Annotated in this window: 25 protein-coding genes; 15 read left to right on the top strand and 10 right to left on the bottom strand. The window is 62.2% G+C overall.

All coding sequences use genetic code 11. The features are described 5' to 3' along the window. Positions 1-23: 23 nt before the first annotated feature. The gene (locus tag EEB12_RS30020) at positions 24-944 is read left to right on the top strand and encodes an NADP-dependent oxidoreductase (protein ID WP_020970074.1); all 921 of its coding nucleotides are present in this window, start codon (positions 24-26) and stop codon (positions 942-944) included. Between the two features lie 237 nt (positions 945-1181). On the opposite strand, the gene EEB12_RS30010 is transcribed toward EEB12_RS30020, so the two are convergent. Next, positions 1182-2336, bottom strand: coding sequence for a Rieske 2Fe-2S domain-containing protein (locus tag EEB12_RS30010; protein WP_410055721.1), 1155 nt, complete (start codon positions 2334-2336; stop codon positions 1182-1184). Positions 2337-2381: 45 nt separating this feature from the next. Here EEB12_RS30010 and EEB12_RS30005 point away from each other — a divergent pair, with 45 nt between their 5' ends. Together EEB12_RS30005 and EEB12_RS30000 are read left to right on the top strand one after the other, a co-directional pair. Then, positions 2382-2963, top strand: a complete 582-nt coding sequence (locus EEB12_RS30005; protein ID WP_020970076.1) for a TetR family transcriptional regulator — start codon at positions 2382-2384, stop codon at positions 2961-2963. Positions 2964-3043: 80 nt separating this feature from the next. Continuing rightward, positions 3044-3745 carry an HNH endonuclease family protein gene (locus tag EEB12_RS30000; RefSeq protein WP_141489210.1) on the top strand — a complete coding sequence of 234 codons (702 nt, stop codon included), beginning with the start codon at positions 3044-3046 and terminating at the stop codon, positions 3743-3745. 1 nt (position 3746) lies between these two features. Here the strand turns inward: EEB12_RS30000 and EEB12_RS29995 are convergent, their stop codons facing one another. Then, entirely contained in the window at positions 3747-4979 is a 1233-nt protein-coding gene (locus EEB12_RS29995; RefSeq protein WP_020970081.1) for a metal-dependent hydrolase family protein, read from the bottom strand. Between the two features lie 158 nt (positions 4980-5137). On the opposite strand from EEB12_RS29995, the gene EEB12_RS29990 reads away from it, so the two are divergent. After that, positions 5138-5773, top strand: coding sequence for a TetR/AcrR family transcriptional regulator C-terminal domain-containing protein (locus EEB12_RS29990; RefSeq protein WP_020970082.1), 636 nt, complete (start codon positions 5138-5140; stop codon positions 5771-5773). Here the strand turns inward: EEB12_RS29990 and EEB12_RS29985 are convergent. Further along, a complete protein-coding gene (locus EEB12_RS29985; RefSeq protein ID WP_020908339.1) occupies positions 5760-7334 on the bottom strand; it encodes a molybdopterin-dependent oxidoreductase in 1575 nt (524 codons plus the stop codon). The two genes, EEB12_RS29990 and EEB12_RS29985, sit on opposite strands and share 14 nt — an antisense overlap. 127 nt (positions 7335-7461) lie before the next feature. Here EEB12_RS29985 and EEB12_RS29980 point away from each other — a divergent pair, with 127 nt between their 5' ends. Further along, positions 7462-8280, top strand: a complete 819-nt coding sequence (locus tag EEB12_RS29980) for a shikimate 5-dehydrogenase (protein WP_024487604.1) — start codon at positions 7462-7464, stop codon at positions 8278-8280. 13 nt (positions 8281-8293) lie between these two features. Next, positions 8294-8755 (top strand): DUF6328 family protein, encoded by a 462-nt coding sequence (locus EEB12_RS29975; protein ID WP_003941357.1) that lies wholly within the window; start codon positions 8294-8296, stop codon positions 8753-8755. Between the two features lies 1 nt (position 8756). On the opposite strand, the gene EEB12_RS29970 is transcribed toward EEB12_RS29975, so the two are convergent. Both EEB12_RS29970 and EEB12_RS29965 read right to left on the bottom strand, forming a co-directional pair. After that, complete coding sequence (locus EEB12_RS29970) at positions 8757-9593, bottom strand: sulfurtransferase (protein ID WP_020970084.1); 837 nt, start codon at positions 9591-9593, stop codon at positions 8757-8759. A 22-nt stretch (positions 9594-9615) separates the two neighbouring features. Then, positions 9616-10239 carry a LysE family translocator gene (locus EEB12_RS29965; RefSeq protein WP_003941342.1) on the bottom strand — a complete coding sequence of 208 codons (624 nt, stop codon included), beginning with the start codon at positions 10237-10239 and terminating at the stop codon, positions 9616-9618. 102 nt (positions 10240-10341) lie between these two features. On the opposite strand from EEB12_RS29965, the gene EEB12_RS29960 reads away from it, so the two are divergent. The 3 genes from EEB12_RS29960 to EEB12_RS29950 are packed head-to-tail and all read left to right on the top strand — an operon-like array spanning position 10342 to position 12536. After that, the gene (locus EEB12_RS29960; RefSeq protein ID WP_003941284.1) at positions 10342-10815 is read left to right on the top strand and encodes an Lrp/AsnC family transcriptional regulator; all 474 of its coding nucleotides are present in this window, start codon (positions 10342-10344) and stop codon (positions 10813-10815) included. Positions 10816-10851: 36 nt separating this feature from the next. Then, entirely contained in the window at positions 10852-12090 is a 1239-nt protein-coding gene (locus tag EEB12_RS29955) for a benzoate/H(+) symporter BenE family transporter (protein WP_003941402.1), read from the top strand. Beyond that, positions 12087-12536, top strand: a complete 450-nt coding sequence (locus EEB12_RS29950; RefSeq protein ID WP_020970085.1) for an acyl-CoA thioesterase — start codon at positions 12087-12089, stop codon at positions 12534-12536. The genes EEB12_RS29955 and EEB12_RS29950 overlap by 4 nt, the downstream gene beginning before the upstream one ends. Here EEB12_RS29950 and EEB12_RS29945 read toward each other — a convergent pair. Next, the gene (locus tag EEB12_RS29945) at positions 12533-13561 is read right to left on the bottom strand and encodes a phosphotransferase family protein (RefSeq protein WP_020908344.1); all 1029 of its coding nucleotides are present in this window, start codon (positions 13559-13561) and stop codon (positions 12533-12535) included. The two genes, EEB12_RS29950 and EEB12_RS29945, sit on opposite strands and share 4 nt — an antisense overlap. 221 nt (positions 13562-13782) lie before the next feature. Between EEB12_RS29945 and pdhA the strand changes: the two genes are divergently transcribed. Genes pdhA through EEB12_RS29920 form a run of 5 tightly spaced genes read left to right on the top strand, consistent with a single transcriptional unit; the run spans position 13783 to position 18976 of the window. Then, entirely contained in the window at positions 13783-14871 is a 1089-nt protein-coding gene (gene pdhA, locus EEB12_RS29940; RefSeq protein WP_020970087.1) for a pyruvate dehydrogenase (acetyl-transferring) E1 component subunit alpha, read from the top strand. A gap of 5 nt (positions 14872-14876) precedes the next feature. Further along, positions 14877-15845 carry an alpha-ketoacid dehydrogenase subunit beta gene (locus EEB12_RS29935; RefSeq protein WP_141489209.1) on the top strand — a complete coding sequence of 323 codons (969 nt, stop codon included), beginning with the start codon at positions 14877-14879 and terminating at the stop codon, positions 15843-15845. Then, complete coding sequence (locus EEB12_RS29930) at positions 15842-17077, top strand: dihydrolipoamide acetyltransferase family protein (protein WP_020970089.1); 1236 nt, start codon at positions 15842-15844, stop codon at positions 17075-17077. The genes EEB12_RS29935 and EEB12_RS29930 overlap by 4 nt, the downstream gene beginning before the upstream one ends. A gap of 10 nt (positions 17078-17087) precedes the next feature. Further along, positions 17088-18293, top strand: coding sequence for an MFS transporter (locus EEB12_RS29925; RefSeq protein ID WP_020970090.1), 1206 nt, complete (start codon positions 17088-17090; stop codon positions 18291-18293). Between the two features lie 29 nt (positions 18294-18322). After that, positions 18323-18976, top strand: a complete 654-nt coding sequence (locus EEB12_RS29920) for a hypothetical protein (RefSeq protein WP_020970091.1) — start codon at positions 18323-18325, stop codon at positions 18974-18976. Positions 18977-19368: 392 nt separating this feature from the next. Here the strand turns inward: EEB12_RS29920 and EEB12_RS29915 are convergent, their stop codons facing one another. From EEB12_RS29915 to EEB12_RS29905, 3 genes are read right to left on the bottom strand one after another with little or no spacing between them, the layout of a single operon-like run. Beyond that, a complete protein-coding gene (locus tag EEB12_RS29915) occupies positions 19369-20796 on the bottom strand; it encodes an NAD(P)(+) transhydrogenase (Re/Si-specific) subunit beta (RefSeq protein WP_020970092.1) in 1428 nt (475 codons plus the stop codon). Then, positions 20796-21119, bottom strand: coding sequence for an NAD(P) transhydrogenase subunit alpha (locus tag EEB12_RS29910; RefSeq protein ID WP_003941319.1), 324 nt, complete (start codon positions 21117-21119; stop codon positions 20796-20798). Before EEB12_RS29910 ends, EEB12_RS29915 begins: the two co-directional genes overlap by 1 nt. Next, positions 21119-22228: a Re/Si-specific NAD(P)(+) transhydrogenase subunit alpha gene (locus EEB12_RS29905; protein ID WP_141489191.1), complete on the bottom strand. Its 1110-nt coding sequence runs from the start codon at positions 22226-22228 to the stop codon at positions 21119-21121. The genes EEB12_RS29910 and EEB12_RS29905 overlap by 1 nt, the downstream gene beginning before the upstream one ends. Before the next feature lie 274 nt (positions 22229-22502). Between EEB12_RS29905 and EEB12_RS29900 the strand changes: the two genes are divergently transcribed. Continuing rightward, positions 22503-22664, top strand: coding sequence for a DUF488 family protein (locus EEB12_RS29900; RefSeq protein ID WP_020970094.1), 162 nt, complete (start codon positions 22503-22505; stop codon positions 22662-22664). A 91-nt stretch (positions 22665-22755) separates the two neighbouring features. On the opposite strand, the gene EEB12_RS29895 is transcribed toward EEB12_RS29900, so the two are convergent. Continuing rightward, a complete protein-coding gene (locus tag EEB12_RS29895; protein WP_141489190.1) occupies positions 22756-24294 on the bottom strand; it encodes an AMP-binding protein in 1539 nt (512 codons plus the stop codon). Positions 24295-24329: the final 35 nt, after the last annotated feature.

The raw sequence follows: 24329 nt of genomic DNA, 5'->3' as shown, positions 1-24329 counted from the left end.
GGCTGGGCAATAGGCTGGCAGTCATGACGACGGCATACGGCTTCACCGAGTACGGCGGACCCGACACACAGTCCTACTTCGACGTCACCCTGCCCCCACCGGGTGCCGGCCAACTGCTGGTGTCGGTCCGAGCGGCGGGCGTCAACCCAGCTGACTGGAAAGTTCGCGCGGGTACTCGAAAAGATACTGTCCCGGTGACGCTGCCTGCGGTTCTGGGCCGCGAAGTGTCCGGTGTTGTCATCGGAGTAGGTCCGCGGGTCACCGAGTTCGAGGTCGGCGACGAAGTGTTCGGCGCTACCGCTACCGGCTTCGGCGGCTACGCCGCGTCGACATTGCTCAACGTCTCCTCGACAGCACACAAGCCGCCGACCGTGTCCTGGGCCGATGCCGCGGTGCTGACAGTTGCGGCGGGAACGGCTTACGACGCTCTCCACGGTCTGGGTCTGAAACCCGGGGCAACACTCCTGCTCCTCGGCGCCGGCGGCGGCGTTGGTCGAAGCACGACCGCGATTGCGGTGTCTCGAGGCATCGACGTCATCGGCGTCGCGAGTGAGTCCAAGCGAACCTCGATCGAGGGCGCGGGAGCACGGTGGGTTGCGTCGGGAGACGCCTTCGCAGGCGAAGCGTCCGCGTTGTACCCAGACGGAGTGGACGCGGTTTTCGACCTGGTCGGCGGGGACACTCTCACTCGCGGCGCTGCGCTCGCCCGACCGGACGCGCCGATCCTGAGCATCGCCGATCCTCTGGCGGCGAGCCGACTCGGCGGCGGCGGTGTCGAACGCCGAAGAACTACAGCAGTATTCACGGAGGTCGCGGCGCTCGTGGCCGACGGGACCCTCGACCCGTCCGTGTCCGGCCGTTACCCATTCTCCCGCGCTGGGGAAGCGCTCGCTGCAGTCGAAGACGGCCATGCCGCCGGCAAAGTGGTGATCGAGTTCGGCTGACGAAGCGCTTCCACGAACTCCGCGATCAATCGAACTCCCCCATCAAACCTTCCATCGTCGCGGCCTTGATACTCGCGTGCACATCGGGACAACGACTCAAGGCCGGATGCGAGTCCATGGAAGCTGTCAAGGACGGGCACGACAGGGCAGTCCTACCGCTCCACTGGACTGAAGTCTGGTGCCAACTCGATTTCTCCACCGCCACCGATGCTCGGCACCGACGACACTCGACGTGTGTCAACGTGACGCCTCTGCCGATCGGAGCGCAAGACCTTCCGACACAACTTCGCGCCAGGTTTCGACCGGCGTGGTCATGTCGAGTTCGAATTCGAAGCGTTCGACCATGTCTGCACTGATGTCGGCGACATCGACGCAGAACTGTTCGTACCACCGGCGCAGTTGATAGACGGGACCGTCCCCATCGCACAGTAGCGGATTCTCGATTCGGGTTTTGTTCTTCCAAATCTCGATGTCCTGTTCGAAGCCTTTGGTGATGTATCTCCCCATACTCTCGGCCATGTGCTCGCTGGCGCGCCGATCCAACAGCGGGGAGTGCTTGACGAGCACCCCGTAGATGAGAACAAAGCTGTCCAGGTCGATCGGATAGTGGCAGTTGATCAGGACCGACTCCATGTCGAATTGGTCGTAGTGATAGGTCAATTCGTCGATCATGAAAGCGGGGCCGTAGTAGGCGGCCTTCGACGTGTTGCCGATCAATTGCGGCGCGCCTCCAGCGGCAACCGGTCGAATATCCTCTCGTGCAAGACCGTTCATGTACTGCGCAGCAACATGCCCCTCGAAGACGTTCCGGAAGTGTGTCGGGAACGATCCGTGAACGTAGAAGAAGTGGGCCATATCCACGTTGTTGTCGATGAGTTCACGACAATTTGTCTGTACGACTATCTGCCTGAACCCCTTCCAATCGGTCCAATCGTCGGATGCAACTCCGGGAATTCGAGGAGGCGCGATCTCGGCCGGAGGCCTGTTGCCCTCCGGATCGTTGTAAACGAACAACATTCCGTCCTGGTCGAGAATGTTCCAGGAACGGGTTTTCGCAATCGGGGGCACTCGACGGGCATAAGGGATTTCAGTACACCGTCCGTTCCCACCCCAGCGCCAATCGTGAAACGGACAGGCGATCGAATTACCTTTGACCTCACCCTGACTCAAATCGCCGCCCATGTGACGGCAGTATGCATCCAAGACGGAAAGCTCGCCGTCCTCGCCTGCAAAAACGACGAGCTTCGTTCCGAAGGCACGGACCGAATGCGGCTTGCCGTCCTTGTACGGGGCGGACAAGCCCAGACAATGCCACCCCCGGGCGTATCGATCACGCGGTGCAACAGAGTCGATTTCACGGTATCCGTTGTTCTCGATGTGCTCCATGACCACAGTTAAGCGAAATCGCTTAACTGTGTCAAGGGTAGATTCCGTCGCATGGCTGTTGACTCACTTCTCTCCGCCGCCGAACGTGTGTTTGCCGAGCGAGGCGCTGACGTTTCGCTCAGAGACATCGCGATCGCCGCGGGCCAACGCAACAATTCCGCTGTGAACTACTACTTCGGCGACCGACAGGGTTTGATCGACGCGGTCGTACGTCGTCGCTTGGCGGCCGTGGAGGACTCGGCAACTCGTCTACTCGAGGCTGCCGAGACGAAAGACAACAGGCACTTGACCGGCATTCTGGTGGGTGCACTCCTGGAGGCAACCGAGCAGCAGGGGGCAACTCACTACTTCCGGTTCCTCGAGGTCATGCGCCACCAAGTCAAGATCTGGCCAGCCGACGAAGGATCCTCCTGGTCCACCATCACGCAGAATCTGTCCGAACAGCTAAGCGAAGGAACGGCATACGAACGTTCGAGCAGGATTTCGTCGATGGCCACGACGCTTTTTGCACTTCTTGCCGATTACGAGCGCTCCAAAGACGGCGAAGGGGTCCTGGCGTCGCTCGGACCAACGCCCGCTCAGATCGTGGAAATGGTCGTGGCACTACTTCAAGCGCCGATGCATCCGAGGTAGATCCCATGGGTGGCCGAATTCGGCTGATTCCTGTCGGCCCGCGATGGTTCAATCACGGTCTACGACGGGCGGGGGCACAGGTGGTTGCACGGTTATCTGCGATCCTGTCGACGCTCGCGCTCGTATGTCTCGTCGCGTCCTGCGGATGGTTCGGGGACGAGCGTCTCGATTCGGCCCCGGGCAGCCCGACACGATCGGAACTGGAAGAGCTGCTGTCCCGGACCGCGATTGTCGACAACCGACCACATCCGGGTGGATACGAGCGCGGCTGCGGTAACGGCGAGGCTTGCGTCTTCGGCGCCGCTTGGTCCGACGACCAGGACGCACCTGGTGGCCACGACGGGTGCGATACCCGCAACAACGTTCTGGCCCAAGATCTCTCGGACGTGGTGTTCAAACCGGGAACACGTGACTGCGTCGTACTGTCGGGCGCGATGACCGACCCGTACTCCGGTGATCGCATCGAATTCGAACGCAGCCAGGCCAAGTCCGTTCAGATCGACCACGTCTTCCCACTCGCCGCGGCTTGGGACTTCGGCGCGAACTCCTGGACGCCCGCGCTTCGGATGAGGTTCGCGAACGACACGTCACTGAACCTGTTGGCCGTCAACGGCCCCGACAACCAGTCGAAAGGCGACAGCACGCCCAGCAAGTGGTTGCCGCCCAATCCTGCATACCGATGCTTTTACGCCGGCAAGTACTTGACCGTCGCGATTTCCTACGGCCTACCGGTCAGCCGGGCGGATCACTCGGCGTTGACAGAACTCGCCACTCGCTGTTGAGCTACCGGCCGTCCTTCACCACTCGACCGCTCTGAATGACGAGTGCGATGCGCTCACGATCGGCGAAGATGGACGGATCCGTCAACGGATTGCCGCGGAACGCAACGAGGTCGGCGAACTTGCCGACTTCGATGGTGCCGACCTCGTCGGCGATACCGAGAATGTCGGCGTTGATCCGGGTAGCGGAAACCAATGCGTCCATCGGGGTTTCGACCTTGGCGCGCAGGACTAGCTCCATTCCCCGGCCCGTTTGATCGGTACCGATGAGGTCCGATCCCAGTCCCACTCTGACGCCGGCATTTCGAGCAGCAAGAAGCCCGTCGATCTGACCCTGCATCATCTGGCCGATCCGCGCCGAAATCGATTCGGGTAGACCTGCTGACGCCGCACTGTCCGAGAGCGCCTGCACCACAGCCAACGTCGGCACCAACGCGACGTCGTACTCGGCCATCAACTTGGCAGTCTCGTCGTCGATACCTGAGCCGTGCTCGACGCATTTCGCGCCGGCAGTGACAGCGTTTCGGATTCCCTCGTTGTTGTGGGCATGCACCGTGACATAGGTACCGCGCGCATTGGCTTCCTCGACGGCAACTTCGATCTCGTCGACCGTGAACTGGGTATCGGTGAGCTTGTCATGAGTCGATACCACTCCCCCGGTAACACACAGTTTGAGGAAGTCCGCACCCCTGCGGAACGTCTCGCGAACATTCTTTCGCATTTCGTGCGGACCGTCGGAAAGCAGAGACATACAACGCAATCCGGGGATGTCATGATCGGACCAGTCCGAAGTCGGCTCCCACTCGGCCGCCAGGTGTCCGTGTCCACCGGTCTGGCACTGGATCGGGCCGCACTGAATGATCCGCGGACCCGGAATCTTGCCCGAGGCGACAACTCCGGCGAGTCCACCGTCGATTCCGCCGCAGTCACGAACAGTGGTGAATCCCCCGTCGAGGGTCGATGCGCAGGTCGCGAACATGTCTGCAGCGAGCTCGGCTACCGAGATCTGACGCCGCAGGCTCGGTGCGAGATCGCTCGATCCACCGAGATGAACGTGTGCGTCTATGAGGCCGGGAGTGATTGTCAGCCCGGTGCAGTCCAGCACCTCCGCCCCCGCGGGCGGCGTGCCACCGAGTGCACTGATGCGGCCATCTTCCACGGCAACAGCGCAGTTCTCGATAGGGTCGGCGCCCGTGCCGTCGATGATCGTTGCACCGGTCAGCCATACGACAGACATATTGAATGTTCCTCCGACGTGTACCGATCGCCGGAAGATTCCGCCGACATACCGAATAGGGTTCGGTTAGTATGATGCATACCGGCTCCCGAAATCAAGGAGTTGTCATCAATCGATCAAGTCCGAGATTGCCGACGAATCCCTCACCAGGAGAATCGATGCCGCGTCCCACTCAGCCGATACTGTCCACGCGAAACATCACCGACGCGGCTCTGGATGCTGTCGCCGCAACCGGCGACTTCACCATGCCCGGGATCGCCAAGCAACTGAACGTGACTCCGTCTTCGCTCTACACACATATTTCGGGTCGATCCGAGATCGTCGAACTCATGCGCATCCGCGTGATGTCGTCGATCTCTGTCCCCCACCCACCCGCAGGGTGGAGCGAACGGATCAGCGCGTGGGGGTGGGCATATCGCCGAGCTGCCGTCGAACATTGGCGCCTCATCCCGCTACTCATGACACGTAGCGTCCGCACCAAGGTGACTTTTGATATCGATACTGCACTGGTTCAAGCATTTTCGGACGGGGGTTTCAATTCGACCGATACGCGTCACGCAATTTCCACGCTGGACAGTCTGGTTCTCGGATCCGTCGTGAAACTCTCGACGCCGGATGTCGCGTGGACTCAATCCTCCAATCCGAGCGAGGTCACGCGTGAGGCCGCGAACCCACTGCGAACCGACGACACCTTCGACTTCGGCCTGCGAACGCTGATCGCTGGATGGATGGCCCAGTGCGTCGTCCGCCTGTATACCGAATCCCATTCGGATCTACCTGTCACTTCACGGTGAACGACCTCGTATGCCATCCAGTGGCTCCACCGGGAATCGGCGGAGTGCGCTCTTCCACCTGGACGTTCCCGTCCAAATCCGTCGCTCTGACCTGCACGGTGTGCAAACCTGAGCCTGCATCCCACATCCACGACCATTGACGCCAGGTGTCGATCGAGTACTCCTGCGCCAGTGTCGCCGGTTGCCATTCGCCGTTGTCGACGCGAACCTCGACCTTCTCGATCCCGCGATGCTGCGCCCAGGCCGTTCCCGCAACCAGCACCTGGCCCGGCTCGATCGGCGCCAAAGCTGCCGGCACCTCGATACGCGAGGACGTCTTGATCGGTGCCTGCGCACCCCAACCGCGCTGGGTCCAATAGGCCTCGACCTTGTCGAAACGCGTGAGTTCCCACTCCGTCACCCACTTGGTGGCGGAGACGAAACCGTACAGGCCGGGAACTACCTGCCGAACGGGATAACCGTGCTCGAACGGCAACGGCTCACCGTTCATCGCCACGGCGAGAATCGCGTCACGGCCGTCGGTGACTATCTCGACCGGGGTGCCGACTGTGAAGCCGTCGACGCTGGTCGACAGGAGCATGTCGGCGTCGGGATGGACACCGACTTCGTCGAGCAGGTCCTTCATGGGATAACCGATCCACTTCGCGTTCCCGGCCAGAACGCCGCCCACCTCGTTGGAAACACACGTCAGCGTGATGACTCGCTCGATGGGCGTTCTCGCCACCAGATCGTCGAACGACAACGTCATCTCGCGGTCCACCATTCCGTGAATCCGCAGTTCCCACGAATCCGTCGTCAATTGCGGAACGAGGAGTGCAGTGTCGATTCGATAGAAGTCGTCGTTGGGCGTGATGTACGTCGACGCACCCGCAATCGCGATGTCCGCACCCGCCGGAATCGGCGGCGCCGGGTCAGCGGCGGTGGGTACGACAAAGTCTTCACGATTCGCTACTGCTCCGGCGATCCTCTGCCCCACGAACTTCCCGGCGGCACCCGCTGCCGCAGCCACTGCCAACGCCGCACCTGCCAGCAGAAGAAACTGACGACGAGGCAACCACGAGTCGGCGACGCCAGGCGAGAGCGGCACCTCGAGTTGCGTGATCAGCAACCGCAAGGTTGCGACGCCCGCCACCACACCGACCAGCGTCGGGAACACGTACATCGCATCGGCAGTCGGGCGCTGCATCGCCGCATACACACCAACCGCGCCCAGAAGAACGAGGATGACACTGCCGATCGGGCGGCGTCGCCGTTCCAACAGCCCGGCCACCGCACCGAGCAGAACGATCAATATCGACATTCCGATGAACAGCGCCGGCTTGTCATTGGTGCCGAAGGTGTCGATCGCGAACTCGCGAGCCCACGCCGGGGTTCGGTCGACGGTGGTTGCACCGACTGCGTAGAAGGGCGACGCGTCCGGGTTGATCGGCAGCGCAACCAGTTCACCGACGCCCAGGACGACAGCCGCGGCCAAGACCCCGGAGATCGCGTGAGCAGCCCATCTACGACGCGGTGGACGAGATTCGGTGCTCGGGTGCTCGTCGATGTTCTGTGTGACCATGTCGTCTCGGCTCTGTCGGTGCGAGTGGTGCTTCGATCGGATACCCGACATTCGGCGCTGCGGGACATCCGGATGGGTGCACTCCTCTATCAAGAACTACTCCGAACTCGCGATTAGAGTGGGGACAATGACCGTCGACCTCAACAAGGACACGCTCCTGTGCATGTCGCTCTCCGGGCGACCGAGCAACATCGGCACGAGGTTTCACAATTACCTCTACGAGGAATTGGGCCTGAACTTCGTCTACAAAGCCTTCACCACCGAAGACGTGCCAGCCGCGATCGGCGGCATCCGAGCACTCGGGATTCGAGGCTGCGGGGTGTCGATGCCGTTCAAGGAACAGGTCATCGAGCACATCGACGTCATGCACGATTCGGCCAGCGCCATCGACTCCGTGAACACGATCGTCAACGAGTCCGGAGTGCTGCACGCCTACAACACCGACTATCAGGCGGTGGCCGATCTGCTGCGTGACAACGAGGTCGACACGAGCCTGTCCGTCGCTGTCGCCGGCAGCGGTGGCATGGCAAAAGCAGTCGTCGCTGCGGTGCGCGACACCGGATTCACCGACGTCACCGTGATCGCCCGCAACCAGCAAGTGGGGTCGTCGCTCGCGAAGCAGTACGGCTTCGGCTGGCAGGCCGAACTCGGTGAGCTTCGTCCCGGTGTGCTGATCAACGCCACTCCGATCGGTATGTCCGGCGGTGCAGAAGCAGATGCATTGTCGTTCCCCGAACAAGCAGTGCGCGCCGCCGATGTCGTCTTCGACGTCGTCGCGATGCCTGCGAACACGCCACTGATCGCGTTGGCGACCGAACTCGGCAAGACGGCGATCACGGGAGCGTCGGTCATTGCCCTTCAGGCCGCCGAGCAGTTCGTGCTCTACACCGGCGTGCGTCCGAGCGCGGAGCAGATCCAGCGAGCGTCGGAATACTCACGGGCGTAGGAACCACGTCGCCGTGAACGAGACCGGGGAGACTCCACCTCAACAACTCGCGCGGAACTTCAACGAGTTGTTGCAAGAACTGCGCGTCGCGCTCTCTGGTGTTCAGATCCTGTTCGCCTTCTTGCTGGCCGTGGCATTCACCGAACGCTACGAGGAAGCGTCGGCGTACATCCGCGGCATCCACTTGGTGACGGTGATACTTGTTGCCATCTCGTTCGGGTTCCTGATGGCACCCGCCGTCTGGCATCGCATGCTCTTCCGCCGTGGGCACCGCGAGAACATATTGCCCGTGGCCAACCGATTCGCCCTGTGCGGCATAGCCTTTCTCGCCGCCTCCATGACCGGCACGGTCCTGTTGATCGCCGAGGTCGCCGTCGGCGGAGTTGCCGCAAAGGTTTTGGCAGCGTGCGCCGCGATCATGTTCACGGCACTGTGGTTTCTCGTGCCGTCATTCATCGATCGCACCAAGAGCTGACTCAGGCTCCGGTGTCGACGGCGCGAGTGCTGTCGTTCGACCACTGTGACCACGAGCCCGGGAACAGCGTCGCGTCGTAACCGGCGATCGCGAGTGCCGCAATCTCATGCGCTGCAGTTACTCCGGATCCGCAGTACACCGCGACACTGTCTCCGGCGACCAGTCCGGCGAACCGCTCACGCAGGCGGGTCGCATCCAGGAACCGACCGTCGCCGGTGATGTTCTCCGCGGTCGGCGCGCTCACCGCACCGGGGATGTGCCCCGCGACGGGATCCATCGGCTCGACCTCGCCGCGGTACCGCTCCCCTGCTCGGGCGTCGAGAAGCACACCGCCCGCACGCGTCCAGTCGCCGACGCCGTCGATGTCGACCGTCGGCATGTTGCCGCCGGTGAAAGTCGCATTGCCCGGAGTGGCCGACTCACCGATACCGGCCGCCAACGGCAGTCCCGCGGACTCCCAGGCCTGTAGTCCGCCGTCGAGCAGTCGGACATCCGAGAGCCCGGCCCACCGCAGCAGCCACCAACCACGGGCAGCGGCCGTGTTGCCGGTGGCGTCGTAAAGCACCACCGAATCACCGTCGTCGATTCCCCAACGACGCGCAGCGTCCTGCAGGTCTTCGAGACTCGGCAGCGGATGCCTTCCCTTGTCCGGCGACGGCGGCGAGGCAAGTTCCTCGTCGAGGTTCACGAAGACCGCGCCGGGAATATGGCCGTCGCGAAAATGCTGCTCGCCGTTCGAATCACCCAGCGCCCATCGGACATCGAGCAATCGCGGCGCAGCGCCGGCCTCGATGAGAGCGGACAGTTCTTCGACGTCGATCAGCACGGGAAGTGTCATGAACCCATCCTGACACGACCACTCATGCAACCCCGAAGAAGGCACCGAGACCCACCAACAACACTCCCGTCACCACGTCGATTCGCTTGCCGACGCCAGGACGACGCAGCTTCTTGCCGGCTCCGGCCGCCAACACCACCACGATCGCCCACCACAGTGCCGCGGCGACCACCGTCGCGCCCGCCAACATCAACGTGCGCAGCCCTGCGCCTTCACCCGGCTCGATGAATTGCGGGAGTAGCCCGAGAAAGAACAACAGCGCCTTCGGGTTCAGCAGGTTCGAGAGGAAGCCGTAGCGAAATGCCGTGGTGACCGCGATCGGTTCTTTCGCTGCCGGAATTCCCTCGTCCGAGGCTCGGGCTTTGAAAGCACTTCGAATCGCGGAGATACCGAGCCAGGTCAGATATGCCGCCCCGGCGTATGTGAGCGCAGAGAGCAACTGTGGCCGTGTCGCCACAAGTGCGGAGAGACCAAGTGACGCGGCAGCGGTGTGAACGAAGAGCCCGGAAATCACACCGGCGGCCACCACCGCGCCGGTCCGACGATCTGCCAGAGAATGACGCAGGATCAGGACAAAATCCGGTCCCGGCGTGAACAGGACGATGGATAGCAGGGAGCCGAAAGCGAGCCATTGACCGACACTCATCCGAAATACCTCACACCCGAGCTGATTCGAGACACATGTTCATGCCAGGAGTGTGCAACTGGATCCGGGAAGTTCAAAACGACTCCGGATATAGTTCGGCAGATGACGAAGAATGAGCCTCTGGATCCGGTGGACTGGAAGATTTTGGCCGAATTGCAGAACGACGCGTCGATCACCAACAAGGTGTTGGCCGATCGAGTCGGCTTGGCGACGTCCTCGTGCCACGAGCGCGTACGACGCCTACGTGCCAACGGAACAATCAGCGGTATCCATGCGGTTGTCGATCCGGCAGCCGTTGGCCGGTCGATGCAGGCGATCATCGCCGTTCAATTGCGACCACACCGCCGCGACCTCGTCGACCGGTTCACCGCCGACGCGCTAGCGCTGCCGGAAACGCTTGCGCTCTTCAACGTCTCGGGGCCCGAGGACTTCTTCCTCCACGTCGCGGTCCGTGACAGCGCTCATCTACAACGGGTATTGATCGACCACCTCGCCGCACATCCCGAGGTCTGGCACGCCCAAACGCACCTCATCTACGGCAAAGCGGTCACCTCACCCATCCGACCGGACAGGTAAATCGGGTCTGGGGCGGGTCGGGCAGAATCACTGACCATGTCGGACTCCACAGATACCACCGAACCGGAAGCCGTTCGCAGCAACTCGCAACCGATGAGCGCAGGCATCGTCACGGCCCTCGTCGGCTTCACCAGTTCGTTCGCGGTGGTGCTCACCGGCCTCGCCGCTGTCGGTGCGGATGCGACCGAGGCGGCGTCCGGACTGCTGGTTCTGTGTGTGACCCAAGCGTTGGGAATGCTCTGGCTCTCACGCCGGTATCGGATGCCGATCACCCTGGCCTGGTCGACGCCCGGTGCCGCTCTGCTCGCCGGCGCCGGAGCGGTCGAGGGTGGGTGGCCGGCCGCGGTCGGAGCATTCATCGTCGTCGGAATCGCGATCGTGCTGACCGGACTGTGGCCGACGCTCGGAAGGATCATCTCGGCAATCCCGACGCCCCTCGCGCAAGCGATGCTCGCCGGGGTTCTGATGCCGTTGTGCCTGGCGCCGATCATCGCCGTCCGGGACGCACCGGCAGCGGTCGCGCCCGTCATCCTGGTTTGGCTTGCCGCGCAGCGCTTCTCCAAGCGATGGGCGGTTCCGCTCGCGTTTCTCACAGCAGCGGTCGTGATCGGGATCAGCCTCGTCACGTCGGATCGAGTGCTCGACGCCGGCGCCATGATTCCCCGCATCGATCTCACCGCGCCGTCGTGGACCTGGCAGGCAATGATCGGCATTGCGATTCCCCTCTACATCGTCACGATGGCTTCGCAGAACATTCCCGGTGTGGCCGTGATGAATTCGTTCGGCTACACCGTTCCCTGGAGGCCGTCGATGATCGTGACGGGTATCGGCACCATCGTCGGCGCACCGGCCGGTGGCCATGCGATCAACCTCGCGGCGATCAGCGCGGCCCTGGCCGCCGCCCCCACCGCACATCCGGATCCCAAACGTCGATGGATCGCTGCCTTCACCGCAGGCTGGGCGTATCTCGTTCTCGCTGCCGGCGCGGCCGCGGTGGCCGCTCTGGTAGCCGCCGCACCGGCCGGAGTCGTGGAAACTGTTGCCGGACTGGCGCTCCTGGCAACGCTTGCCGGCGCCCTCACGTCGGCGCTGAGCGAGGCGAGTGAACGTGAAGGCGCCGTGGTCACGTTTCTGATCGCCGCATCCGGGGTCAGTATCCTGGGAATCGGTTCGGCATTCTGGGCACTGTTGGTGGGGCTGATCGTGCGTGCAGTCCTACAGGGCACCACCCTACCCTCACTCTCGCGAAAGTCCTCACTACAGTCGAAGCCGTGAGCACAGCGCAGACGCCCCCGTCGATCAGCGAGTTTCCCGTTCTCTGGCCCGTCCCGACGCGGTGGGACGACAACGATCACTACGGCCACGTCAACAACGTGACCTACTACTCGTACTTCGACACCGCGGTCAACGCCTGGCTGATGTCTTCCACTGGAACCGACATCCGCACCCTGCCTGCCATCGGCGTCGTCGCCGAGACGTCGTGCCGGTACCTGAGCGAACTGTCGTTCCCCGAGCAGTTGCAGGTGGGTATCTCCGTCGAGAAGCTGGGCACCAAGAGCATCGTCTACGCCCTGGCGATATTCCACGAGGTCGAAAACGGCCATTGGGAACCTGCCGCGACTGGTCGCTTCGTGCACGTCTACGTCGATGCCGACACCCGTAAGCCGGTGGAGATCCCGGCTGCGATCAGATCAGCAGCCGGGACCTTGACCGAAAACTAGCTCAGGCCGAGCTGATCTGCCGTCAAGACGGCGCGTGCGACGATTCCGTCGATCAGCGCGACCGTCGGGCCGCCGTGCTCGGCTTTGTTCCGCGGATCGTCGAGAATGCGTCGCAGCACGCCCTCGGCGATGATCGAGAGCTTCCACAGAGCGAGTACGTGCCAATATCCGACCGCTGACACGTCGCGGCCGGTCGCCTCGACGTAGGCAGCGACCAGCTCGTCGCGGTTCGGGAAGCCTTCCAGCGTGGACGCCATGAACGGACCGGCAACTTTGTCACCGGCTTCCGGCCAGTACGCGAGTAGCGCACCGAGATCCGCGAGCGGCTCCCCCAACGTGCACAGCTCCCAGTCGACGACGGCAACGATGCGCCCCTCGACCGGGTCGGTGATGACGTTGTTGAGGTGGAAGTCGCCGTGAACCAAGGTCACTTCGTTCTGTTCCGGAATGTTTCGGTGCAGAATCTCGGCCAACCTGTCGACGTCCGGAACATCGCGGGTCTTCGACTTCTCCCACTGCGCCGACCACCGTTTGAGCTGACGCTCGGCAAAGGGCTTGCGGCTGGCCAGATCGTCGAGGCCGGTCTCTTCCAGGTCAACCCCGTGAATGCTTGCGAGGGTTTTCGGCATCGCCAATCCGACCGCGCGACGCTCGTCCTCGGTCAACTTCTGAGCCACTGGAACGCCGTCGATCACAACGCCGTCGATGTAGCTCATGAGGACCAGCGGAGCGTCCGTGATCTCCGGATCTTCCGTGATGCCGAGGATCTTCGGAACCGGCACTTTGGTTCCCTGGAGCGAGGACAGGATGCGGTGCTCGCGAACGACGTCGTGCGCGGACGCCAACAACGTGCCGAGTGGAGGTCTGCGCAGTACCCACCGTCCTCCGCCCGCATCCGTCACGGAGTAGGTCAGGTTCGATTGCCCGTTACCGATCCTCTCGAAAGTCAGTGGTGTCGTGGCGCCGACCCCCAGTTCGGCGATCCACGCGGAAACAGCTTCTTCGTTCAAACCGACTGCAGTCACCGCACCGATGCTAGCGGTTGAATTCCGATCGGTTGGCCGTACCGACACGTTTGTTACTCGCCAGTTCGCAGTTCCGGTCCTGATACGGCAGTGGAAATACTTGCGGATTTCCCAATCAGGGGGATCCTGATGGTAGAGCGACAACTGCATACAACACATCGGGATTGTGCGGCGTACTCACGAGGCGCGCCGGGCATGAGCAGAAACCGAGGTGAGCGAAGATGATCGACAACCTCGATTATCCGGTCCAACTCATCCAACCGAACGGCGCACGAGTGTGCCGTCCCGAATTCGACCGCCTGATAACAGACATCGGGCCTGACGAACTGCTGTCGTTGTATCGCGATCTCGTCGTGAGTCGCCGAATCGACACCGAAGCTGTTGCCCTGCAGCGTCAAGGCGAAATAGGTTTGTGGGCTCCGATGCTCGGCCAAGAAGCCGCCCAGGTCGGTTCCGCGAGAGCACTCGCCCCAGACGACTTCGCGTTCACCAGCTACCGCGAACATGCCGTCGCGTACTGCCGGGGAGTTCCCCCCGAATTGCTGACCACCATGTGGCGAGGAATCTCCCATTCCGGTTGGGATCCAGAACAATTCAACGTCACCAATCCGGCGATCGTCGTCGGCTCCCAAGGGCTGCACGCCACCGGATACGCACTCGGCGCACACCTGGACGGCGCCGAGATCGCAACGATCGCGTACTTCGGCGACGGCGCCACAAGTCAGGGCGACATCGCCGAGGCGATGGGATTTGCCGCCAGTTTCCGTGTCGGCGTTGTCTTCTTCTGCCAGAACAACCAGTGGGCCATCAGTGAACCGGTATCCCTCCAGTCACGCACGCCCATCTCACATCGGGCGATCGGTTACGGCATCCCCGCGATCCGCGTCGACGGCAACGACGTCCTCGCCGTTCTCGCAGTCACGCGCTCGGCGCTCAATCGCGCACGCGAAGGCAGCGGCCCGACGTTCATCGAAGCGATCACCTGCCGAATGGGCCCGCACACGACGTCCGACGATCCGAGCAGGTACCGCGCCGATACCGACATGTCGGAGTGGAGAAGCCGCGATCCGCTCGAGCGAATGCGCCTGTTCCTCGGCCGTCGCGATCTTCTCGGAGAAAACGAACTCAGCACCATCGCGGCGGCGGCCGACGGCGTCGCAGCTGGACTGCGACGCGCAACCATCGCGCTCGCCGATCCACCCCCGTCAGCGCTCTTCGATCACGTCTACGCCGAGGCACACCCACTGATCGACGTTGAACGCGAAGAGCATCGCGCGTATCTCCGCAGCATGGAAGGGGCTTCGTCGTGACCGTCATGAATCTGGTGACAGCGCTCAACACCGGCCTGCGACGCGCACTCGAAGACGATCGTCGCGTTGTCATCATGGGAGAGGACGTGGGCCGTCTCGGCGGTGTATTCCGGGTTACCGACGCCTTGCAGAAGGACTTCGGCGATACTCGGGTGATCGACATGCCCCTCGCCGAATCAGGGATCGTGGGAACAGCTTTCGGTCTTGCCTTGCGCGGATATCGGCCTGTCTGCGAAATTCAGTTCGACGGGTTTGTCTACCCGGCCTTCGATCAGATCGTCTCGCAGGTGGCCAAGATCCACTACCGCACCCGAGGCGCTGCCTCTGCGCCACTGACGATTCGGATTCCCAGTGGCGGCGGAATCGGTGCGGTGGAACATCATTCGGAGTCGCCGGAAGCGTACTTCGCTCACACGGCGGGACTGCGGGTGGCGTACCCGAGCAATCCGATCGACGGTTTTCACATGATCCGCCAATCCATTGCGGCCGACGACCCGGTGATATTCCTCGAACCCAAACGGCGCTACTGGGATACCGCCGACGTGAATACCGATGCCGCGCCCGAGCTTCCGCTCCACCGTGCCCGCGTCGCCCGCTCGGGGAACGACGCGACAGTGGTTGCGTACGGATCCATGGTCGCCACCGCGCTCGACGCCGCGCGGATTGCCGAAGAAGAAGGTCACGATCTGGAGGTCGTGGATCTGCGTTCACTCTCCCCCATCGACTTCGACACGATCGAGGCGTCGGTGAAAAAGACAGGCCGGCTGGTCGTCGTCCACGAGGCGCCGAAGTTTCTCGGCGTCGGCGCCGAAATCGCAGCACACGTCGCGGAACACTGCTTCTATCAGCTCGAGTCACCGATCCTGCGGGTCACCGGATTCGACATCCCCTACCCGCCCGCCAAGCTTGAGCGATTTCACCTTCCGGACGCCGACCGGATCCTCGCAGCACTCGACCGGACGCTGGCAGCATGAGTACCGGGCACGAATTCCGGTTGCCGGATCTCGGCGAGGGCCTGACGTCCGCCGATCTGGTCGAGTGGACGGTCGGCATCGGCGACAAGGTGAAACTCAATCAAGTTCTCGCCCAGGTAGAGACAGCCAAAGCTCTCGTCGAACTGCCGTCGCCCTACGTCGGCGTTGTCAGAGAACTCCTCGTCGAACCTGGCTCTACCGTCCCGGTCGGCACTCCGATCATCCGTATCGAGGAGCCTGCAGATTCACCGACTCCAAGTGATTCACAGTCTCCGAGCGTGCTTGTCGGATACGGACCCGCGGCCGAGAGACCGAGCCGACGACGGAACAGGATTACGCCACACTCGCAAACCGCGGCGAGTACCGAGCGTCGGCCCGCAACACCCTCGGCGCGGCGCGCGGCCCGCGAAGCCGGCATCGATCTGAGCGAAATCACCGGAAGTGGATTCGACGGTGCCGTCACGGCAGCGGACGTCGCAGACGCGCTTCGTTTGAAGGCCGCGTCGAATGGAGCTCCGCGGCCGGCCGAATCCGGTATGCAGAAACAGCCGGTCTCGTCCGGCATGCGGAAACAGATGGCGTCGGCGATGGTCGCCAGTACCCGTGCCCCTCAGGCCAGCGTCTTCCTCACCGCCGATGTCACGCCTTCGATGGAACTACTCGGCAGGCTCCGTCCCTCGGACGCATTCACCGGGCTTTCTCTCACTCCGCTGACTCTCGCGGCCAAGGCCTTGGTTACGGCGATCTCGTCGCACCCGATGGTGAACGCGCATTGGGACGAGGCCCGCGGCGACGCCGTCATCGACGATCACGTGAATCTCGGCATCGCCGTCGCCTCCGAACGTGGACTGTCCGTGCCCAACATCAAAAGCGCCGAGACGCTGAGCCTGGTCCAACTTGCACGCGCGGTGACCGAACTGACCGTCGCTGCCCGCGCGGGAGTGACCGACGTCCATCACCTGACCGGCGGAACCGTCACGATCACCAATGTCGGAGTCTTCGGCGTCGACGGGGGCATTCCGCTCCTCAATCCGGGAGAAGCCGTCATCCTTTGCCTGGGCACAGTGAGCGAGCGTCCCTGGGTAATCGAGCGCAAGATCGAAGCGCGGAGCGTCGCGACACTGACGTTGACGTTCGACCACCGGATACTCGATGGTGAGCAGGCCGCGAGATTCCTCTCATTTGTCGCACAGATGCTCGCGGACCCGGACCTGTTGCTGTCTCACCTGTAAAAAGGAACGAGTGAGCGTCAACCCCACCGACCGAGTAGTCCCCACCTCCGCCCTGGTACGCGCCCGGGCCGGCATCTTCGGCATCTTCGGCATCAACGGATTTCTGCTCGCGATGTGGGTCGTCCACATTCCGTCCATCGAACACCGTGTGGGAATCAGTCACTCGACGCTCGGCTCACTGCTTCTCCTTCTTGCTGTCGGAGCCATTGCCGGTATGCAATTGAGCGGTCCGCTCGCCGATCGATACGGCAGCAGGCGCATGGTCATCCTGGCGGGTAGCGGGCTGGCATTCGCCACTCTCGGCCCGGGATTTGCCACGAACACCTGGCAACTGGGCGCTGCACTTGTTGTATTCGGCTTCGCGAACGGCGCGTTGGACGTGTCGATGAACTCGCAGGCTGTCGAGGCCGAACAGTTGTACCGGCGCCCGATCATGGCGGCCTTTCACGGCATGTTCTCGGTCGGCGGCGTATTAGGGTCCGTCATCGGATTCGGCACTCTCGCACTGGATCTTCCGCCGTACGTCACGCTCAGCATCGCGTCGGCAATCGGCTTGCTCGCGGTCTGGTTGTGCTCGCGACCCCTGCTCCCTCTCGTCGACGTGCATGCCGAAACCGCGTCGACTACCGGAAAGACACACGGCAGATTCTCGGCTCGCGTACTTGCCCTCGGAACCCTCGCCTTTGTTCTGATGCTGGCCGAGGGAGTGGCAAACGACTGGAGCGCACTGCAGGTCAAGGAAGATCTGGGTGTCTCGAATGCCGTTGCTGCACTGTCGTTCGGTGCATTCTCCGCCATGATGACCGTCGGCCGATTCACCGCGGATCGGATCAGCGCGGCAGTCGGCCCGGTGGCAGTGGTTCGCTACGGTGCGTTGCTCTCGTCCATCGGAATGCTGACCGTCGTGGTGTCGGGCTGGCTACCACTGACGTTGCTCGGTTGGGCCCTGTTCGGCGCCGGCCTGTCGGGATGCATTCCGCAGATCTTCACAACGGCGGGAAATCTGGGCTCAGGTTCGGCCGGCACCAACATGTCTCGCGTCGTCGGCATGGGATACATCGGATTCCTCGCCGGTCCGGCAACCATCGGCTGGGTCACCACGCTTGTGCCTCTCACCACAGCAATGTTGATCCCGTTTGCATGCGTCCTGGTCGCAGCGGCTTGTGCGGGTGTCGTTCGGCGCGATTCTCCGACCGCCTACAGACCTCACAGCTGATCCTCACGATCGGCACAGACTCAACAGGGATGCTGGTACTCGTGACCGTCTCGACCTCCACCCAGCACCCCGCTCCCTCCACAACCACTCGCTTCCTCGTCCTTGCTGCGATCGCCGTCGTAGCGCTGGGCGTCTTGTATTTCGTGCGACCCACCTCGCCTGGGGTGAGCGTCCCCGAACAGGTGCGCGCACTTGCCGAGTGGACGGTAGGCCGATTCGACGTCACCGCTGTACTCGCAGCCACTACTGCTCTGGCCGTCGTCTCGATGGTCCGCGGACTGCCATACGGCATCGGCGCGATCCTGCTCCTCGGAATGGGCGCCAATCTCACCAATGCGGCATTCGGTTCCTGGCTCCCCGATGTGCCCCAGGACCTGTTGCCCAGCGGTCATGTGGCAGCGGCGACCGCGCTGTACTGCTCGGCGATCTTGATCTCTGCCCCGCAGTGGCGTCCGGTAGTCGCCGGTCTCGGATTCGTGGGGGTTGCTGCGATCGGTGCCAGCGCACTGGCCGCCGAGATGAGCGGCCTTTTCGGAGTGATAGCTGGCGTTCTGATCGCTCTGGTATGGGCCTGTGCTGCAGCCATTTTGATGGCGCGATCGCCCATCGCCGCGAAACGTGAAGCGCTACGCCCGGATACGGCTGCAATCGCGTTCTCAAGGCACCGGAGCATCCGACTTTAGTCCTAAATCTTTGTGATTCAGAGATTCTCGCCGTTAAGCCCTCCCGCGACGGCGGGGCATGACGTATGTTCTGAAATGTCCGAATCAAGTAGTTCCACAGCGAAGGAGTCTTTACCGTGAGCCTCGAAGATCTGAACCCGCTCGAACTGATCCAGAAGTTGATCGAACTACTTTCCGGCTTCTCTTCCGACCCCGAAACCCCCGAGGTCCCGTAAAACGTCGCCAGAGGCGCCTGTTCCGAGTTTCGTCTCGGACCAGGCGCCTTTGTCGTTTCAGCACAAGAAGCCGTTTCAGTACAAGAAGCCGTTTCAGCACAAGAATCGTTGCAACACAGGGACACGAAAAAGGCGCCCACTCGTGGTTACGAGTGGACGCCCTTCCGAACTCGAGCGCTACAGCGCCTTGAGTTCCTCGGTTACTTCGGAGACCGACTTCTTGGCATCACCGAAGAGCATCGAGGTGCCCTCGGCGAAGAAGAGCGGGTTCTCGATACCGGCGAAACCGGAGTTCATCGAACGCTTGAGCACGATGACCGACTTCGACTGGTCGACGTTGAGGATCGGCATTCCGTGAATCGGTGAGCTCGGATCGTTGCGCGCCGCCGGGTTGGTGACGTCGTTCGCGCCGATCACCAAGGTGACATCGGTACGAGAGAACTCGTCGTTGATGTCGTCCATTTCCTTCATCGCGTCGTACGAGACATCCGCCTCTGCGAGAAGAACGTTCATGTGACCTGGCATACGGCCGGCGACCGGGTGAATGGCGTACTTGACCTCGACGCCCTTCGACTCGAGCAATTTCGCCATGTCCTTGACCGCGTGCTGAGCCTGCGCGACGGCAAGTCCGTATCCGGGTACGACGATGACCTGGTTGGCGTAGGCCATCTGGATAGCCGCGTCGGCGGCCGAGGTCGCCTTTGCCGTGCGCACGACGCCGTCGGAGGACGGCGCTTCGCCGCCGCCACCGAAGCCGCCGGCCACGATGGCCGGGATGGACCGGTTCATGGCCTTGGCCATGAGGTTGGTCAAGATGGTGCCCGAAGCACCCACGATCATGCCGGCGACGATCATCGCCTGGTTGTTGAGCGCCAAACCTGCAGCAGCAGCCGACAAACCGGTCAGAGCGTTGAGCAGCGAGATGACGACGGGCATGTCCGCGCCGCCGATGGGCAGCACGACCATCAGTCCGAGGATGCCCGAGAGTACGAGCACACCGACGATCCACAGTGAGCTGGTCGGGCCTTCCGGTGAGATCGCCTTGATACCGATGATTACCGAGAACGCGACGGCGGCAATGAGCAGCAGAGCATTGAGCGGCTGCTGGAGCTTACCGATTCCGATCGGACGACCAGGCAGAGTTTCCTGCAGCTTCAGGAACGCGATCACGCTGCCCCAGAAGGAGATCGATCCGATCACCGCGGCAAAAAGCGAAGCGATGACGATGTGCACCGTCGGCGACTCGCCGTGCTGGAAAGCGGTGAACCCGTCCGAGTCCAGGAATTCCGCGTACGCGATCAACGCGACCGTGCCGCCGCCGACACCGTTGAACAGTGCCACCAACTGCGGCATGGCCGTCATCTTCGTGCGGAGCGCCGGCGGGACGCCGAGCACGACACCGATGACAAGGCCGGCAGCGATGAGGATCCAGTTCCCCATTTCCGCATCACGAATGGAGATCAGAGTTGCAACGACGGCGATGAGCATGCCGACCGCGGCTATCTGGTTGCCGCGGACTGCGGTCTTCGGGCCGGTAAGGCCCATGAGGCCGTAGATGAACATCGAGAACGCGACAATGTAGAGCGCATTGACCAGGTATTCCATTACTGGTCACCATCCTTCGACACAGACTTGGCGGCCGGCTTGGCCTTGAACATCGCCAACATGCGGTCTGTGACCACAAAACCACCGACAACGTTCACGGTTCCGAAGACGAGCGCGACGAACAAGATGATCTGCAACCCGATCGAGGGATCGTGCACCTTGCCCAGGACGACCAACGCACCCAGGACGACGATGCCGTGGATGGCGTTCGTGCCGGACATCAACGGGGTGTGCAGGGTGTTCGGAACTTTGGAGATCACAGCGAAACCGACGAACCCGGACAACACCAGGATCGCGATGTTCGCCAGAAGTGATGTGTACATCAGGCGCCCTTCTCTTCACGGGTGACGCACGCACCGGCCAGAACCTCGTCGGAGAAATCAGGCGCCAATGCACCGTCGACGAGCATCAGTTCGATCAGCGCGGAAATGTTCTTCGAGTACAACTCGGACGCATGCTCAGGCATGGACGCCGGCAAATTCAGCGGAGAGCAAATGGTCACGCCGTGCTTGACGACGGTTTGACCCGGCTCGGTCAGCTCGCAGTTACCGCCGGTTTCACCCGCGAGGTCGACCACGACACTGCCCGGCTTCATGCCTTCGACCGCGGCAGCGGTGACCAGGCGCGGCGCCGGACGACCCGGAACCAGAGCAGTGGTGATCACAACGTCGAAGCCCTTGATCGCATCTTCGAGTGCCTGCTGCTGCTTCGCTCGCTCGTCGTCGGTCAACTCGCGGGCGTATCCACCCTCGCCCGCCGCATCGATTCCGAGGTCGAGCCACTGTGCACCCACCGAACGCACCTGGTCGGCGACCTCAGGACGCACGTCGTACCCGGTAGCGCGGCCACCGAGGCGCTTGGCTGTCGCCAGCGCCTGCAGACCTGCCACACCCACTCCGAGCACCAGAACGGTCGCAGGCTTCACCGTGCCTGCAGCGGTGGTGAGCATCGGGAAGAACCGCGTCGACTCCGATGCTGCCAACAGAACAGCCTTGTACCCCGACACGTTCGCCTGCGAAGACAACGCGTCCATCACCTGCGCGCGGGAGATACGAGGGATCGCCTCCACGGCGTATCCCTCGATGCCGGCGGCCTTCAACTCGGCGATGCGGTTGTCCGCATTACGCGGATTCAGGAAACCGATGAGCTTCGCGCCGGTACTGATCCGGGCGATCTCTTCTTTCGACGGGGGCGCAACCTTGACCACGACGTCAGCAGTCCACGGATCGCCGATCTTCGCGCCGGCAGCGGTGTACAACTCGTCGGGAATCAACGCCCCGAGACCGGCCCCGGACTCGACGACCACGTCGACGCCCTTGCCGATCAAAGCGGACACAATTTTCGGCACCAATGCGACCCGACGCTCACCATCACTCGATTCTCGAGGGACGCCGACCGTCGGACGCACTTGTGCGCTCTTCGATGTTTCCATTTTCCATTACCTTCTGCGGTTGGTGGTTCGCCTGCTGCGACGAGCGGCAACCAGCATGTGATGAGCGGAAGATGACCCGCTTTTGGGTGAATGGTGACTGATAGTAGCCAGAGTTACCGCGGCGTAGGGAAACCGACGACGCACTTTCTCCATCTGAATCGAGTCCGAACAGTATGTTTGGACATACCTTGAGAAGCCTACTGTGGCGCCGATCACACTCGAATGGCGGGCTATTCCACTATTTGAAACGGCCGATAGACGAAAAGGCATGAGAATGACGCGCCGAATAATCACCGTCGAGCGAGTTTACGAACCAGCTTCCGAATGTAACGCCGTCCGTCTCCTCGTCGACCGACTCTGGCCGCGCGGCGTCAAACGCGAAAACCTGCAGTACGCATCGCACCGGCATCGGATTCTCGACCCGTTGCTCTACTGACAGCAAGCAAGGACCTGCGATACAGCCACGCGCAGGTCCTTGCCGACTATCTCGCAGAATTACTCTGATGTCCTAGTATTTCACCGGAGGATCAACTGCTCACATATTGAGACCGCAACTTGTGCTTTACGAGCTTTCCTGTCGCGGTCCTAGGCAATTCGTCGGCAAAGTCGATGCTTCTCGGAGCTTTGAAATGTGCAACCTGGCTGCGAACGTATTCCAGCAATTCCTCGGCGACATGGGCACTCGGCTCGACTCCCTCCGCCAGTTGGACAACCGCCTTGACCTGTTCGCCCATTTCTTCATCGGGAACACCGATGACCGCCACGTCGAACACTTTCGGATGCAAGGTAAGGATGTTCTCGGACTCCTGCGGATAGATATTGACGCCACCAGAGATAATCGTGAATGCCGCACGATCGGTCAGATAAAGGAAACGCTCGGAGTCGATATAGCCGATATCTCCACTCGTCGTCCACGTCGGATGATCCGGATGCTGCGCGGCAGCCGTTTTCTCGGGATCATTGTGGTACCGGAACGGCAAAGTCTCCCGCTCCCAGAACACGGTACCGATCTCGCCGACAGGAAGATCACGCCCGGCGTCGTCACAGATGTGCACGATCCCCATCACTCCGTCACGCCCGACGGAACCCGGATGCGACAAGGCCTGCTCACTGTTGATGAAGGTAGCGCCCGAACCCTCGGTCGAGGCGTAGTACTCGTAGATCACCGGCCCCCACCAGTCGATCATTGCCGTCTTCACTTCGGGCGGGCAGGGAGCAGCAGCGTGAATGGCGACCTTCACCGTCGAGACGTCGTAACGATCACGGGTCTCCTTCGGAAGTTTCAACATTCGAACGAACATCGTCGGTACCCACTGACTGTGCGTCACAGCGTATTTACCGATCAACTCCAGCGCGGTTTCGGCTTCGAATGCATCCATCAAGATCACGGTTCCGCCGACCGAATTGATCACGCCGCAAAAACGCAGGGGCGCCGCGTGATAGACCGGAGCCGGGCACAAATAGACTGTGTCGGAATCGAACCCGTACATCGGTGCGAACACCGCGGTGTACGGATCCATGGTGGTGTTCACCTCACCCTCCGGGAGATCTCCTTTGATCCCCTTCGGCCTGCCGGTGGTTCCCGACGAATACAGCATGTCAGCCCCACGCGGCTGCGAGTCGAGTGGAGCAGTGGACTGCGCATCGACCGCTTCTTCGTAGTCGTCGAAGCCCTCGAGGGCGCCGCCGTACACCAATCGGTGCCGCACGCGTGGAATCAGCTTCTCGTCCAACGGAACTGCTGCGGACGCCTGCCCCGACGCCACCAGAATTGTCGCCTCGCAGTCGTCGACGATGTAGGCAGCCTCCGAAGCCGTGAGATGCCAGTTCACCGCGGTGATGTAGAGGCCGGATCTCAACGCTGCCCAGTACACCTCGAACGCCCGGAGATCGTTGTTCGAGATGAGAGCGACGTGGTCCCCAGGCTTGGCACCGACACTTCGGAAGTATCGCGCCAACTGCGTCGACCGTTCGTCGAGTTCCCGATAGGTGATGGACTCACCCGTCGCAGGGCGAATGACGGCGGGCTTGTCCGGCGTGGACTGGACAAAATTTCCTGGAAACACGAAGACTCCTCTGTCGGTGACGACAACGCCGCGTG

It is taken from the genome of Rhodococcus sp. WS1 (genome assembly GCF_003797745.1).
Taxonomy (GTDB): domain Bacteria; phylum Actinomycetota; class Actinomycetes; order Mycobacteriales; family Mycobacteriaceae; genus Rhodococcus_F; species Rhodococcus_F erythropolis.
This window is presented reverse-complemented; position numbering and strand designations above follow the sequence as displayed.

Coding starts and splice junctions, on each gene's coding strand:
- EEB12_RS29915 (WP_020970092.1), bottom strand. CDS start 20,796: ATGGAATACCTGGTCAATGCGCTCTACATTGTCGCGTTCTCGATGTTC.
- EEB12_RS29900 (WP_020970094.1), top strand. CDS start 22,503: ATGACGCGCCGAATAATCACCGTCGAGCGAGTTTACGAACCAGCTTCC.
- EEB12_RS29910 (WP_003941319.1), bottom strand. CDS start 21,119: ATGTACACATCACTTCTGGCGAACATCGCGATCCTGGTGTTGTCCGGG.
- EEB12_RS30020 (WP_020970074.1), top strand. CDS start 24: ATGACGACGGCATACGGCTTCACCGAGTACGGCGGACCCGACACACAG.
- EEB12_RS29960 (WP_003941284.1), top strand. CDS start 10,342: ATGACGAAGAATGAGCCTCTGGATCCGGTGGACTGGAAGATTTTGGCC.
- EEB12_RS29990 (WP_020970082.1), top strand. CDS start 5,138: ATGCCGCGTCCCACTCAGCCGATACTGTCCACGCGAAACATCACCGAC.
- EEB12_RS29970 (WP_020970084.1), bottom strand. CDS start 9,593: ATGACACTTCCCGTGCTGATCGACGTCGAAGAACTGTCCGCTCTCATC.
- EEB12_RS29955 (WP_003941402.1), top strand. CDS start 10,852: ATGTCGGACTCCACAGATACCACCGAACCGGAAGCCGTTCGCAGCAAC.
- EEB12_RS29905 (WP_141489191.1), bottom strand. CDS start 22,228: ATGGAAACATCGAAGAGCGCACAAGTGCGTCCGACGGTCGGCGTCCCT.
- EEB12_RS29980 (WP_024487604.1), top strand. CDS start 7,462: ATGACCGTCGACCTCAACAAGGACACGCTCCTGTGCATGTCGCTCTCC.
- EEB12_RS29935 (WP_141489209.1), top strand. CDS start 14,877: ATGAATCTGGTGACAGCGCTCAACACCGGCCTGCGACGCGCACTCGAA.
- EEB12_RS29965 (WP_003941342.1), bottom strand. CDS start 10,239: ATGAGTGTCGGTCAATGGCTCGCTTTCGGCTCCCTGCTATCCATCGTC.
- EEB12_RS29920 (WP_020970091.1), top strand. CDS start 18,323: ATGCTGGTACTCGTGACCGTCTCGACCTCCACCCAGCACCCCGCTCCC.
- EEB12_RS30005 (WP_020970076.1), top strand. CDS start 2,382: ATGGCTGTTGACTCACTTCTCTCCGCCGCCGAACGTGTGTTTGCCGAG.
- EEB12_RS29995 (WP_020970081.1), bottom strand. CDS start 4,979: ATGTCTGTCGTATGGCTGACCGGTGCAACGATCATCGACGGCACGGGC.
- EEB12_RS29930 (WP_020970089.1), top strand. CDS start 15,842: ATGAGTACCGGGCACGAATTCCGGTTGCCGGATCTCGGCGAGGGCCTG.
- pdhA (WP_020970087.1), top strand. CDS start 13,783: ATGATCGACAACCTCGATTATCCGGTCCAACTCATCCAACCGAACGGC.
- EEB12_RS29985 (WP_020908339.1), bottom strand. CDS start 7,334: ATGGTCACACAGAACATCGACGAGCACCCGAGCACCGAATCTCGTCCA.